Origin of the sequence: Alkalithermobacter paradoxus (genome assembly GCA_002029295.1) — a bacterium.
GTDB classification, from domain to species: domain Bacteria; phylum Bacillota; class Clostridia; order Peptostreptococcales; family Peptostreptococcaceae; genus Alkalithermobacter; species Alkalithermobacter paradoxus.
Window position 1 is genome coordinate 40,001 of record MZGW01000002.1, and the last position, 13,903, is coordinate 53,903.

The 13,903-nt window shown below is 30.1% G+C and carries 15 protein-coding genes and 1 pseudogene (1 of these 16 only partly in view); 9 read left to right on the forward strand and 7 right to left on the reverse strand.

Going from position 1 to position 13,903, the window contains the following annotated elements; genetic code table 11:
* The 5 genes and pseudogenes from CLOTH_RS10560 to CLOTH_RS03165 form a co-directional block, all read left to right on the forward strand.
* A protein-coding gene (locus CLOTH_RS10560) for a hypothetical protein (RefSeq protein WP_158080447.1) crosses the window boundary here: on the forward strand, positions 1–44 show its 3' portion. 94 nt of this gene lie to the left of the window's left edge; 44 of the gene's 138 nt are visible here — the last part of the coding sequence; the start codon falls outside the window, past its left edge; it ends in the stop codon at positions 42–44.
* A 43-nt stretch (positions 45–87) separates the two neighbouring features.
* On the forward strand, positions 88–456 hold the full coding sequence (locus CLOTH_RS03150; RefSeq protein ID WP_079411156.1) for a transposase: 369 nt from the start codon (positions 88–90) through the stop codon (positions 454–456).
* Positions 440–874 (forward strand): transposase, encoded by a 435-nt coding sequence (locus CLOTH_RS03155; protein ID WP_079411158.1) that lies wholly within the window; start codon positions 440–442, stop codon positions 872–874. The genes CLOTH_RS03150 and CLOTH_RS03155 overlap by 17 nt, the downstream gene beginning before the upstream one ends.
* A gap of 189 nt (positions 875–1,063) precedes the next feature.
* The gene (locus CLOTH_RS03160) at positions 1,064–1,162 is read left to right on the forward strand and encodes a hypothetical protein (RefSeq protein WP_408605806.1); all 99 of its coding nucleotides are present in this window, start codon (positions 1,064–1,066) and stop codon (positions 1,160–1,162) included.
* Positions 1,163–1,454: 292 nt separating this feature from the next.
* Positions 1,455–2,062, forward strand: a pseudogene (locus CLOTH_RS03165) (polysaccharide deacetylase family protein).
* A gap of 335 nt (positions 2,063–2,397) precedes the next feature.
* Here CLOTH_RS03165 and CLOTH_RS10525 read toward each other — a convergent pair.
* The 5 genes from CLOTH_RS10525 to CLOTH_RS03185 all read right to left on the reverse strand — a co-directional run bounded on the left by CLOTH_RS10525 (position 2,398) and on the right by CLOTH_RS03185 (position 7,525).
* A complete protein-coding gene (locus CLOTH_RS10525) occupies positions 2,398–2,694 on the reverse strand; it encodes a hypothetical protein (RefSeq protein ID WP_143715412.1) in 297 nt (98 codons plus the stop codon).
* 647 nt (positions 2,695–3,341) lie between these two features.
* A complete protein-coding gene (locus tag CLOTH_RS03170; RefSeq protein ID WP_079411160.1) occupies positions 3,342–4,907 on the reverse strand; it encodes a DUF4183 domain-containing protein in 1,566 nt (521 codons plus the stop codon).
* Positions 4,876–6,144 carry a DUF4183 domain-containing protein gene (locus tag CLOTH_RS03175; protein WP_079411161.1) on the reverse strand — a complete coding sequence of 423 codons (1,269 nt, stop codon included), beginning with the start codon at positions 6,142–6,144 and terminating at the stop codon, positions 4,876–4,878. The genes CLOTH_RS03170 and CLOTH_RS03175 overlap by 32 nt, the downstream gene beginning before the upstream one ends.
* Before the next feature lie 121 nt (positions 6,145–6,265).
* The gene (locus CLOTH_RS03180) at positions 6,266–6,646 is read right to left on the reverse strand and encodes a DUF4183 domain-containing protein (RefSeq protein ID WP_079411163.1); all 381 of its coding nucleotides are present in this window, start codon (positions 6,644–6,646) and stop codon (positions 6,266–6,268) included.
* A gap of 438 nt (positions 6,647–7,084) precedes the next feature.
* Positions 7,085–7,525, reverse strand: coding sequence for a cupin domain-containing protein (locus tag CLOTH_RS03185; protein WP_331721983.1), 441 nt, complete (start codon positions 7,523–7,525; stop codon positions 7,085–7,087).
* A 236-nt stretch (positions 7,526–7,761) separates the two neighbouring features.
* On the opposite strand from CLOTH_RS03185, the gene CLOTH_RS03190 reads away from it, so the two are divergent.
* From CLOTH_RS03190 to CLOTH_RS03200, 3 genes are all read left to right on the forward strand, one after another.
* Positions 7,762–8,100: a hypothetical protein gene (locus tag CLOTH_RS03190; RefSeq protein WP_079411166.1), complete on the forward strand. Its 339-nt coding sequence runs from the start codon at positions 7,762–7,764 to the stop codon at positions 8,098–8,100.
* 197 nt (positions 8,101–8,297) lie between these two features.
* The gene (locus CLOTH_RS03195) at positions 8,298–10,100 is read left to right on the forward strand and encodes an FAD-dependent oxidoreductase (protein ID WP_331721984.1); all 1,803 of its coding nucleotides are present in this window, start codon (positions 8,298–8,300) and stop codon (positions 10,098–10,100) included.
* Positions 10,100–10,885, forward strand: a complete 786-nt coding sequence (locus CLOTH_RS03200) for a (Fe-S)-binding protein (RefSeq protein ID WP_079411167.1) — start codon at positions 10,100–10,102, stop codon at positions 10,883–10,885. The genes CLOTH_RS03195 and CLOTH_RS03200 overlap by 1 nt, the downstream gene beginning before the upstream one ends.
* A 47-nt stretch (positions 10,886–10,932) precedes the next feature.
* On the opposite strand, the gene CLOTH_RS03205 is transcribed toward CLOTH_RS03200, so the two are convergent.
* Positions 10,933–12,315 (reverse strand): flotillin family protein, encoded by a 1,383-nt coding sequence (locus CLOTH_RS03205; protein ID WP_079411169.1) that lies wholly within the window; start codon positions 12,313–12,315, stop codon positions 10,933–10,935.
* Entirely contained in the window at positions 12,315–12,887 is a 573-nt protein-coding gene (locus CLOTH_RS03210; RefSeq protein WP_079411171.1) for an NfeD family protein, read from the reverse strand. Before CLOTH_RS03210 ends, CLOTH_RS03205 begins: the two co-directional genes overlap by 1 nt.
* A gap of 308 nt (positions 12,888–13,195) precedes the next feature.
* Between CLOTH_RS03210 and CLOTH_RS03215 the strand changes: the two genes are divergently transcribed.
* Entirely contained in the window at positions 13,196–13,900 is a 705-nt protein-coding gene (locus CLOTH_RS03215) for an SDR family oxidoreductase (RefSeq protein WP_079411174.1), read from the forward strand.
* Positions 13,901–13,903: the final 3 nt, after the last annotated feature.

Here is a 13,903-nt window from a genome sequence, read left to right on the forward strand (position 1 = left end):
GAATTATTCATGCCCAAAAACCTTTAAAAAAAAAGAAAAAATGAGACGAAATTAATTACAAAAAGTATTGTTGACCCTGACTGTGGTATGTTTCATAAAGGAGAGAAAGAAAGAGTTTTAGCTTATTCTATTCATGCAGCATGTGATAAAAAGGGGTTTGTATTATCAGCTAAAGTTAGCGCAGCTAATGTACACGATAGTGTTGTTTTTAAAGAGTTATATGAAGACGCTAGGCTAAAATTCAAAGAGATATCTGCTGTCGCAGCAGATGCAGGATACAAAACTCCATATATATGTAAAATTTTGTTAGATGATAAAGTTACTCCTGTTATGCCGTATAAACGACCTGTAACTAAAAAAGGTTTTTTTAAGAAGCATGAGTTTGTTTATGATGAATATTATTACTGCTACATATGTCCGCAAGGAGAGATTTTAAACTATTCTACAACTAAGTAGAGAAGGCTATAAAGAGTATATATCAAATTCTAATGTTTGTTCAAAATGCGAGTTTTTACACAAATGTACTGATAGTAAAAACAATAAAAAGGTAGTGTCTAGACATGTTTGGGAAGAATATTTAGAGGAAGCAGAGCACCTAAGGCATACTAATTATAATAAAAAAGTGTATGCATTGAGATCACAAACGATTGAAAGAGTGTTTGCTGATTTAAAAGAAAAGCATGGACTGCGTTATACAACTCTTAGAGGAATAGATAAAGTGCGAATGCAGACCCTGCTCGCTTTCGCATGTCTAAATTTAAAAAAGCTGGCAAATTGGAAGTGGAAAAACTCCAAAAGCCAGCTCTTTCTGCAATCTTTTCTGTTAGGAAAATGCATATTTACAAATTACAGGATATTTTCTCATGCAAGTTAAAATATTTGCCCTTTCGGGCAGATTGTTTTGTCTACAAACTGAACAGATATTATAATATCTGTTATGATGGGATATTTCTATCATGTGGAGATTTTTAATGCCCTCTTTTGGGTAATTTTATTGTAATATTAATAAAATTGTAGATGCTGTATGACTATGGCAGATATGATTAAGTAACTATGTGAACAAATGAATATAAGTGTTGCGGAACTTGCTAGACGTATTGGTCACACTCCACAGAATTTTAATAAGAAATTAGAGTATGAAAAAGAACTGAATTTTAATTAATGAAAGGTTGTTCATAATACTGAAGGAGATTGTAAAGTATTGTATGTAGCGTAAAAAAATATATAATATTTATGCAGTATTGATGTTATAATAAGCTACCCGAAAAAATATAGAATTAATGTGAAAAATAATAATTTTATTATAAACTAATATTGGTACAAGGTGTGTGAGAATATGAAAAAAACAATTGCAATTATTAGTATTTTTTTGATATCCCTTATTTGCTTAGTTTTTTTATAAGTGAGATATCTAAATTAAGATAGTTCCAACTTTTAGTAGTTCAAACACAAGGGTGGAAACGAATGAAAAACTAGTAGCATTAACGTTTGATGATGGTCCTGGTACAAACACAGATATAATATTAGATATATTAAGTGAGCATGATGTGAAAGTAACTTTTTATTTAACAGGTTACGAGATTGAGAAGTTTTTAATGACGGAGTTAAAATTGTACAAGCAGGGCATGAAATTGGTAAGCATTCTTATTCCAACGAACGTATGGTTTTTAAATCATTATCTTTTATAAAAGATGAAATCGAAAGAACCGATAAATTGATACGTCAGATTGGCTATAATGGAGAAATCACTTTTAGGCCACCTTTTGGAAAAAGATTATTATTTTTACCGTATTACTTATCTAAAAATCAAAGAGATACAATCTTATTGAGTATCGAACCTGAAACTTATCCTGGAATTGCTTCGGACTCAACTAATATTGTTAATTATATAACAGATAATATAGAATCAGGTTCTATTATTTTGTTACATGTTATGTATGAAAGTAGAATAGAATCTCTCAACGCGATAGAAGGAATTATTACTTCGATAAAAGAGCAAGGATACACGTTTGTGACGATTTCGGAACTATTAGACTCTCGCTTGATAGAAACTAGCAAATAACCGTGATTTTAAAAAATGCTTTTAAAGATATAAGAAAAACATTCCCTATGTGTAGAATAATGGTTGTATATGAACTATATAATTTTACAGCATATGATGTGCATATGTAAATTTATAGAAATCATCCCAATGAAGAAAAGTTTTCTAACAAAAAAACATAGGTTATAGCTTATTATTCTAATTAGAACGAGGGGGTCATCATAAAAGTTACTAAATAAGAATTAGAAAAAGCAATACTTTTACTATCTTCTACCATTACAAGTAAAGAACGGGGAGAGGCTTACCTACTATAGTTTCAATCATAAATAAAATTACAAAAGCTCAAGGCTACTTTATTAGTTACTACCACAAACAAAATTAAATGGTGTTTTACTAATAAAATAAGAAGAAACAGTTGAACCGAATACTGAAGTTATTAAAACTGAAAGTAAAAATGAAGAACTATTAAAACAAGAATTTAAAAAGGAAGAAATAAAAACTGTAGCTTTAGAAGATGTTAGTTCTGTTTCTCCTATATTCAAAATTGCAGCATCTTGAGTTTCTATGATCCAACATTGTATTTTTTTATTTATCAGATATTCATACACAGCCTTGATAGGTGACAGTTCTGAATGATTTGGCTTTAAATTCATAGTTTTAAGTATATTAATTTAGCATATTAAATTCAGTATCATCGCCATCCTCTTAGGATAAGGGTAGCAGCTTATTGGACAAATTTGTATATTTTTACTTTCCATTTTATATACAATTATATAATATCATTTACACTTTACTATAAAATAGATTTGACTTACTGTGCACAGATCGTCTACCGAGAGCCCTAATGACATTTAGTCTATTTCCTCAAGCTACGTTCAGTGTTGTTGTTTGCTAATGAAGAAATATGAGATCAACTTAAAGACTTACAAATGCTAGAAAATTAAATTCTAAGATACGAAATATATTGAAAAATAATAATTAGATAAAAACAAAGTAGAATAATAAGCTCTATTCGTCTTTATCTAATTATTAGATATTAAAATCTATTAAAGAATATTTTAATAAAATATTGCAAGAGAATCTTCTTACATTTACAGAACACTTTATATTAAATATTTAAAAACTTCTCGTATTATTTTATCTTCAAATATAGGTGAGGAGTATTTTGTTTGATTAGAATACATCTCTATACCAATATCGAGAATAATTATGAGAAATATTTTTAGAATAAAGTATTTACTTATTTCTATACAAATTTAATTCATCTTTATTTACATGAATTTTATCTTTATATGCGAATCTATATATCCTGTTTTGTAAGAAGACTATTACAATCTTTTACTACTAAATATTCAAGCGTAATAGGTATTCCTTTAATTGGAATATCATTTGTTGTTAAAGTTAATAATCCTTTTTTTACCCTGTAGTTAACTTTAGGCTGCAGCACTCCATTAACAAAAAGATTAATTAACGAAACTTTATTTGGGTCTGGTATTCCGTTACTTTTATACACTGTTAATGCATCATTATTAGTAAATTCTTTTTTAAAACCATCAGATATAGCGTTATACTGATAATTTTTTATATTGAAATCATTATTTGTTTTATTGAAAGAGCCGGTAATTTCTATTAAAAGCACTACAGTAGCATTAGATTCTAAGGTTCCTATATTCCAAAAGAGTTTGTTCTTTTCCATATGAGTAGTACCTTTACTAATATTAATCACATTAATAGAAATTAAATCATCTAAGGGTAAAGTATTAAATGTTATTACGTTGTTGACAGGACCATTACCATTGTTGGATATTCTAATCTCAACCTTCCAAGTAGTATTAATATTATTAGTAGTTTGTATTAGACCTTCTGTTATATATTTTTCTATAGTTAAATTTCCAAATATAGAGGAATATTTATTATGTTTACATTTTTTTAGATTCTTATTTTTAAGATAACTTATTCCATTTTGAGTTTTAAAGAAATCTGCATAGTATGGAATAAGCAATTTATCATATGTTGACTTTTTGTTACCTGTTTCTTTAGGTATTAGCTTAGAAGAAATATTATAGTTAGGTATTAATAACTGTACTTTTAAGGTAGAATGTACACTTACTATGAAATGTAGCTTATTATTTAATTTAATAGGACATTTTATAAACTTAGAATTAGTTTTCACTTTGATTTCAAATGAAAACTCACCCCTTGTATTTGGAATGAAAAGTACAATATCTTTGTAAATATCAGGCAAATAACCTTTAAAGGTACTTCCGTCTGTACAGGTGACAGTGAAAGGTATCCTCAAAGTAAATTGAGTTCGTTTGAAATGGGGTTTATTTTTTAATTCAGTTATTATTAGAGTATCTTTTACAATAAAACCTGGCTTAAAAACTATATCTTCAAAAGTTTTATTACCCATATTATTAATATAACTTTTGTATTGGTGTTTAAAGTAAATTGTATCTATTTCAATACGAGTATGTTTTGAATCGTTAATAGGATCTAGAACTTTAATCAATTTTCCACAAACTATATTAGATAATATAAAACAATTGAAGTTAGAAGTAAGTGCAGAAGCAATAGTCCTATTTATAGAACGCAAACCTGTAGTATTGAATACCCCACTTACTTTAAAAGTAGCTATTAAAGTTTCGCCAGGCAATAATTCCTGGATGTTCCAAATTATACAATTGTCACATATGTTAATATTTCCTCTAGAAATACATGGTGTATAAATATGATTAATTCGATCTAGTAATATATAATTAGTTATTATAATATTTTTTAAAGTATCGTTTGTTAAGCTAGTAATTTTAAGATTAAATTTCCATGTTTTAGATTTACCTAAACATGAAATCAATGGTTTGTTCAATATAAAGTTTTCTAAAAAAAAGTTTAGGTTGAGTATTATTTTTAAATGGCAAAGCTATAATCTTCATATCTTTTGAGGGGCCAGAAATTAGTTTACAATTATTAATTTTTCCGACAATGTAGGTACTTCCTAAACTTTTTATTCCTTTTGTTGAAAAAGAACCTATTATATCTATAATTAGATTAACAGTTTCTGAAGCATTAAGTAGGTCATTCCTCCAAAAAATTTTATTATGCTCAAGTGTAGTAACACCTTTAGGTACACTAATAAACTTAACTCTCTCTATATTTTCAATAGACAAAATATCTGTCATTATAATATTTCGTATATCGGAGTTACTATAATTACTTATTTTTATTTCTACTCTCCATTTTGCAGGTTCATTTATGTTAACTTTGAGAGGACCTGATGTAATAGCTTTAGTAACATGTATTCCTTCCATTACTTTAATTACTTTTCCACAGATAATATTAGAGTATATTTTGTTTAAATTCTTATATCCAGTTGCGAAACATCTGTTAATAAACCTAGCACCTGAAGCTTTAAATAATCCTTTTATGCTAAATTTAGCTATTGCAACTTCGTTTTTATTTAGCGAGTTTACATTCCATATAATCCTATTATCTTGTATAAAGTAAGTGCCTTGTGAAGGTAATAAATCTGTTATTTTAATAGTAGAGTCTAAAAGAATATCATTGGTTATAACGATATTAGTAATAGGTGTATCATTTATATTTTTTATAGTTATTGAAAAATCCCAATAAGATATATGTCCTGTATAAGTAGATTTAGGACCATTTGTAATAAATGTTTTTACCTCTAAGCATTTCTCACTGTTTTTACTGATATAAACATCCAAATCTTTTATAGATTTATAAGATAGAGTCCCAGATGGAATAAGGCCTTTTGTAATAGTTGTATTAAAATTAGTTACTACGTCTTCCTTGAAAACAATAAAAACAAGGGTAATAGGAGTATCTTTAGGTGGTATATCACTAGTTTTTAACAATAGTTGTCCTTTTTTTATTTCATAGTTAGTTTTGGGTTGTAATAATCCATTAATGAATAGATTAAAGTAAGAGACATTATCAGGATCAAGTATACCTTTATCCCCATATTGAATCAATTCATCTTCATTAGTAAAAATTCTTTTTTTGCCATCAGATAAAGCATTGTATTGATATACATCTGCTTTTATTAAACTTTTTTCATAATTTAATTTATTCAATATCATCATTCCCTAAATAAATACTATTCTAATTATTGTATGTGAGTATAAATTACGTTGTTAATAGAAATATATGATAAGTTTTAAAAATGGATGTGTTAAATTTAACACATCCATATATTTTAATTACTTAAGTTATTACTGTTGTTGTAGAAGTAGATTCTGGTGCAAAATTATTTACAACTAGGACAATTGGTGCACCAATTGGAACTGTATCTCCTTCAGTTATTACTACATTAGAACCATCAGTACTAACTGTATATAAGCTGGATTGTTGTAAAACGCCGTTTATAAATAACAAGTAATATCCATTATTTTCATTTACAGTTAGTAAGTTCTCTGTTACAGGGTTACCATCATCATCTACAAATTCTGTAGCTGGAATAGTTATAGTACTTCCTTGTATCTCACTTTCACTTAAAGTATAAAAATATTTTACCACCTCTGGATTAGCATTTGTATCTGTTGTTGTTTCAGCATACACCTTAAGTTTAAATAATTCAGTAGCCATAGTGACACCTCCTTTCTCTAATATAATTATATTAATGTTAGATATAACTTGTTCCAACAATATATAAAGCTATTTTTAAGGTTTAAAGGAACAAAAGATAGGGTTAATTCATGGAGATTTATATACAATATATGCTCTAAGAAATAAAGGTATAAATGATACAAGCTTAATTGATCGGACTCAAGCATAGGTGTCAGATATGTGTAAGAAGCTGTAGACACCGGGTGAATTTTCTATAAAAAACATTTATTTTTGAGCACAAAATAAAGTATGTAAAGCTCCCAAAGATGGTAATAATCAAGGTGTTTACATAAGGTTAGCAGATCTAAAGCAATATTTCTAATTGGCGATTATATATGCATTACCTTTGCAAAAATAGAAAAAATAGTTAATAGGGGCTAGTATTATCTCCAAGCTAGCCCCCAAAAATACTATTAGTTATGACTTAAAAATATTATTATGTTCAGCAGCTTGTGCATCTTGTTTAGTCTTATGAACTGTACCAAATGGATGTTCAGGAGGTGCATAAATAACATACACTTTAAGAGGCTTATTACCTGTATTTATTATATTATGCCACTTACCGGCTGGTATCATTATAGCAAAGTCTTCATAAACTCTTTCTTCAAAATCTAAATCATCTTTAGAATCTCCCATTAAAACAAGCCCTTTACCTTCTTCCACTCTTATAAACTGATCTCCATCTTCATGAACTTCTAATCCTATATCATCACCAGGAGCTATACTCATTACTGTAACTTGTAGATGCTCTCCAGTCCATAAAGCAGTACGGAAAGTAGTATTTTGCTCAGTAGCTTTTTCGATATCAACTACAAATGGATTTGGACCATAATCTTTAAGTTCAATCTTGTCATTCATATTTCTAGGATACATTTTGTAAAAATTATACATATTATATGGGTTATGCAAATAATAAAGATATGGATAGGGTTTGTAGAAATTATACATATAGCTCATTCCTTTCATAGTCAGATAAAATTAATATATGATATATATTGAAAAAATGTGATTAGGTTCACAGAAATTTTATGTTTGTTATGTTATAAATTTAGAATAGATTATATTATTTAAATTAACTAGGAGGGAAAAAGAATATGGATAGACATAAGATCTTGAAGCATATAGAGGATTATGGATTTGTGGTAAGTGATCTTAAAGATAATCATCTAAAAAGTTACCACTGTATTAATAATTTATCAAATAGTGAATTTATATTAGCTTGTGTTAATGATGATTTGAATGTAGTAAACATATCTGAAAAATCAATACCAATTGTATATTTAATTGAGGTTAAGGATCGCATTAATGAGGTAATTAAACTAGTTGAAAGTGATGAACATAAGGATAAAATCTTTCTGATTTATGATGAGGAAGAGGAAATAGAGTTCTTCTTAAAAGATTTATGGAACATAATTATAGAGCTAAATAGATAAATACAAGGAAAATTTTCTACCAATAATCCTTTCCTTGATAGTAAATAGATTAAATTCCAAAATATTCTGCAAAAATACGTTAAAACCTTAACTACAACAGATTATTCTTATACATCATAAAGAATATTTATTATTTAACAAGGTTTTTTTATTATACAATTATAAGTATACATGTAAAGTAGGGAAGGATGATTGGAGTGAGTGATGTGAATAATGTAAAGTTTAGTGAAGGTGTTATAAATAATGCCAAGAAGATAGTAGATGAATGTATGGGGCTTGAAGATGCATATTGTCAAAGCAGATGTCCAATGAGTACAGATGTTAAGAAATATGTTAACTTAATTGGTGAAAAAAAATACGATGAGGCTATCAAAGTAATTAGAGAAAAGTTATTTTTACCTAATACATTAGGTAGAATTTGTGCTCATCCATGTGAAAAAGATTGTAGAAGAGGTGTTGAGTTTAATGAGCCAATCGCAATAGCTGCACTTAAAAGATTTGCAGCAGAAAAGGCAGATAACGAATCAATTTGGGACACTACAACAGGAAATCCAACAGGCAAAAAAGTTGCTATAATTGGAGCAGGTCCTGCTGGAGCTCAAGCTGCTATAGATCTTAGAAAAAAAGGTCATGCTGTAACTATATTTGATAAGTTAAATGTAGTTGGTGGAATGATGAGGGTTGGTATTCCCGAGTATAGATTACCTAGAGATATTATTGATCATGAATACAGCTACCTAAATAAACTAGGTGTTGAATTTAAACTAGGTGTTGAAGTAGGTAAGGATATCAGTTTTAAAGAGTTAACAGAAAAATTTGATGCAGTGTTACTTGCTCATGGTGCACATAAAGGAAATATTATTCCTATGCCAGGACACAAAGCAGAGGGAGTATATCCTGCAACTGAATATCTGAAAGAAATTAGTTTGACTAGACAATTCCCAAGAGCAGGAAAAAGAATTATGGTAATCGGTGGTGGAGACGTTGCTATGGACTGTGCACGTTCATCATGGAGAATAGGAGCTACTGAAGTTTATCAATGTTCATTAGAAGATATGGATAAACTGCCTGCTTCAAAAGAAGAAATTCATGAATCGTTAGAAGAAGGTGTTGTTTTCAACGCAGGTTGGGGACCAATTGAAATTATAGAAAAGGATGGAAAAGTTGCAGGTATAAAGATTCAAAAAGTAAAATCTATATTCGACAAAGAAGGTAAATTCAATCCTCAATATGAAGGAGAACCTAAGGTTATAGAAGTAGATACTGTAATTATGGCAACTGGACAATTAGTAGAAGATATTACAGATGGTGCTCTTTCTCAGACAAGAGGTGGAAGATACGAAGTTGATAAAGATACACTTGCTACTACAATGAAGAATGTATTCGTAGCTGGAGATGCAGCGGGTGGATTTATTGTTATTGAAGCTATGGCTCTAGGAAGAAAAGCTGCTATTAGTATCGATAGATATCTTAACAATATGGATTTAAGAGCTGATAGAGATTTTAAATATGAATGGGCATATGAAACAAAATTAGATATACCTTTACCAGAAGGTACTGAAGATAAACAAAGATTACACACTAATATGAGACCAGCACAAGAACGTAAAAAAGACTTTAAACAATCTGATCTTGGCTTTACTGAGGAGCAAGCTATTGAAGAAGCAACTCGTTGTCTAAAGTGTGAATGTAAGCTTTGTATGAGAGAATGTGTTATGATGAATGACTTTGGAAGCTGTCCAAAGGATATCGTAGAAGACTTAGCAAAAGAAGGTAAGATGGATGCTTTATTAGCTTACTCATGTAATGGATGTGACAACTGTACAATTGTTTGTCCTCATAAGCTACCAATGAAAGATATATTTATTGGTTCGAGAAAAGACTTTGTTAAAGCGAACAAGGGTGAATCACCAATGAAAGGTCATGGAGCTATAAAAATGCACCAGTTGCTTGGATTCTGTAAGTTATTTACTACTAAAGTTCGTGGAGGTAAGAAATAATGAGTATAAAAATTGATAAAAATAAACGTTATGGATTTATGCCTGGATGTAGTTTACCATCTTACAGTCCTGAGGCAGTTGTAAAGACTATTAGCTATTTAAAATCTGTATTCCCTGAATTTTCTGCAGTTCAAAAATGCTGTGGAAAACCAACAAAAGCGGTTGGGCAGTACGACTTGTTTAAAGAAAGATTTGCTGACCTTCAAAGAGATATGGATGATGTGAATATTGAAGAAATGATAGTAGCTTGCCAAAGCTGCAAATTGACTTTCGATGAAGCAAGTCCAACTCCAACACATTCACTTTGGGAAATACTACCTATAATAGGTCTTCCTGAAGAAGTAAGAAATAAGGCAAAAGATAGTGATGTAGTGTTTACTATACATGATTCTTGTTCAACTCGCCATTTAACAGCTCTTCATGATGGAGTCAGATGGATACTAGATGAGCTTGGATATAAGTATGTAGAATCTAAGTATTCAAGAGAAAAAACAAGATGTTGTGGATTTGGTGGAATGGTAGTTCCTGCAAATCCAGAAGTAGCCCAAAAGGTTATGAAGCGTCGTGTAGAAACTTTAGATAGTGAATATGTAGTTGTTTATTGTTCTGCTTGTAGATCTTCTATTCTTAAAGGTGGATCAAAGGCTTGGCATATTCTAGATCTTATATGGGGACCAGTAGTACACGCTAATGATGCAGCTCCAGAAGATGTATTATCATCACCTGTTAAATCTTGGATTAACCGTTACAAATCTAAAACTGGAATAAAGAAAGCATTTAAATAATAATTTAAGGCCTGATCTTTGATCAGGCCTTGGTTGTATAAATTAGACTATTGTTCATCATTTTCTTCTTTATTTTGTAGAAGATATTTAGGAAGATCTAAACCTGCACTGTTGAATACGTCTTGTAGAGGAGGAAGTGATTGCATCATTCCAGATAAAAAATTTGCTGTAGTTGGTTTTCCGCCATCTTTTCCACCACCCATATTATCCCATACGGTTACCTTATCTATATTGATTCCTTTAATTGCTTCTACTTGTATTTTAACTAATTCTGGTAGTCTATCTGCTATCATCATCATAACAGCTTTTTCAGGATTACCACCTGCAGCTTCGATAAGTTTTTGGAAACCTTCAGCTTGCTTTTCAAGCATTTCTTTAGTACCACGAGCCTGTGCTTCCATCTTAGCGAATATAGCATCAGCTTCTCCTTTAGCTATCCTCCTAAATTCTTCGGCTTGAGCCTCAGCTTCAATTTCTAGCTTTCGCTTCTCAACTTCTGCATGAACAAGCACATCAGCTTCTTTAGTGGCTCTTTCTCTTCTAGCTCTAGATTTTTCAGCTTCTTCTTCTGCTAAATACGCTTCCTCTAATGCTTTAGCAGCCTGAACCTTTTCAGCAGCACTAGCTCTTCTTTCTGCTTCAGCAGTTTTTTGTCTTCTTTCGGCTTCAGAGTTAGCAACAGTAATTTTAGATCTATTTTCACCCTCTACAGCAGCAGCGTCCGCCTCTGCAACTTTAACTCTTTGATCTCTTCTAGCTTCTGCTTCACCGATAGAACCATCTCTATCTTTTTCAGCAACACTTTTTTTAGCATCGTTAACAGCTTTAGCAGCTGCTTCTTTTCCTAAAGCTTTTATATATCCAGATTCATCATTTATGTCTGTTACGTTAACGTTTATTAGTCTTAATCCGATTTTTTTTAGTTCTGTTTCTACATTACTAGAAACGGCTTCAAGGAATTTATCTCTATCGGTATTAATCTCCTCTATATCCATGGTAGCAATAACTAATCTTAATTGACCAAAAATAATATCTTTAGCTAGTTCTTGAATTTCGTTAAGAGCCAATCCTAATAATCTTTCAGCAGCATTTTGCATTATTCCTGGCTCAGTAGAAATACCTACAGTAAATCTTGAAGGTACATCTACTCTTATGTTTTGTTTACTAAGAGCATTTTGGAGATTAACTTCTATAGATATAGGTGTAAGATCTAAAAATTCATAATGTTGTATTACTGGCCATATGAATGCAGCTCCACCATGAATACATTTAGAAGACCTATTTTCATCCCCTTCTTTTCCAACCTTACCATATACAACTAGTATCTTATCAGATGGACATTTTTTATATCTTGAGAAAAGTGCTGAAATTGTACCGAATATAGTGATTACTATTACACTTACTAAAATAATACCGTATGCTGAACTCATTACATATCCTCCTCATTTATTTTCTCAACTAGCAAAACATTATTAATTACTCCTTTTACCATAACGATAGTTCCTCTAGGAAGTTCTTCATCATCTGTTATAGCGTCTAATTCTCTAAAGGATCCTTGTAATTTAATATTTACCTTTCCAATACCACTTCTTTTAGGCGGAATTCTTAAGTATACTTCTCCAGTACTACCTTTAGCCTTTTGTATATCCATAGTGCCGTTAGCAGCTAGCTTCGAGATAAAATAAAAAAGTGCTGATACCAAAAGCAAAACTAAAACAGCAATGATTGTAGATATTAATATTGTTGCAAACTGTGTTAATCCTGCACTTGACAATGTAATTCCAGACCAACCAAATACTGCAAAGAAAGTGATTAGATTTTTCACAGTAAATAATTTAAGTACTGGCTGGCAGTTACTATCATCTTCAATGTCAAAGTCTTCATCACTATCTAAGTCTGAAAATGAGAATAAAAGTTGTATTATAAGTAAGATAGTGAAAGGAATTGCCAAATACCAGTAGATTTTCTCAAACACTAGAATTTCCTTAAGCCAATCTATCAAATTTCCCCCTCCTTTTAACTATAGATTAGAAACCCTCATTATATTAGACGTTTAACTAGTCAAAAAAATTACAACTTTTGGGATTTTAATAAAAAATATTTTCAGGTTCAATATGAGATATTATTCATAAAATGTCTACAATATTAAAGTGTAGTGAAATAAATTACTGTTGTAAAAGTCAAAACAAAGGATTCTAAGTTCATCTTGTAGAATAGTAATAAAGCAGTAAGATAATCACAGGTATCTTAAAAGATTTATTAAATAAGAAAACTTTATATTTGATTAAGTTAGGGAGGAAGCTATAAATTATGGTTAAAAAAGTTTTAGTGACAGGTGGAGCTAAGGGCATTGGAGAAGCTATTGGTCGAGAATACAAGAAGAATGGATATTTAGTTATAGTAGCTGACATAGCGGAATGTACATATGCAGATTATTCATACAAAGTTGACTTTTCAAAACCATGTGAAGTTGAGGATATGATGAAAGATATATTTGTTAAATTTCAAGATATAGATATATTGATCAATAATGTAGGAGTAGGACAAGGTAAATCACTACTAGAAACAAAAACAGAAGACTTTCAGAAAGTTATCAATACTAATTTAACAAGTGTATTTATAACGTCTAGAGAATTTGCAAGAGTAAGGCAAAACAATAAAGAAAAGTATGGAAGAATAATAAATATTTCATCTACAAGATATCTAATGAGTGAACAAAATACAGAAAGTTATAGTGCTTCAAAGGGTGGAATTATATCTATAACTCATGCCTTAGCTATAAGTCTTTCTGATTACAATATTACTGTGAATTGTATTAGTCCAGGATGGATTGAAAATTATAATTACGACGAATTAACTTATGAAGATCATAAACAGCATCCATCGGGAAGAGTTGGCAAACCAGAAGATATAGCTAGAGCTTGTCTATTTCTAAGTGATGAGGAGAATGATTTTATTAACGGACAAAATATTACTATTGATGGTGGTATGACTAAGAAAATGATATACATATAGCTT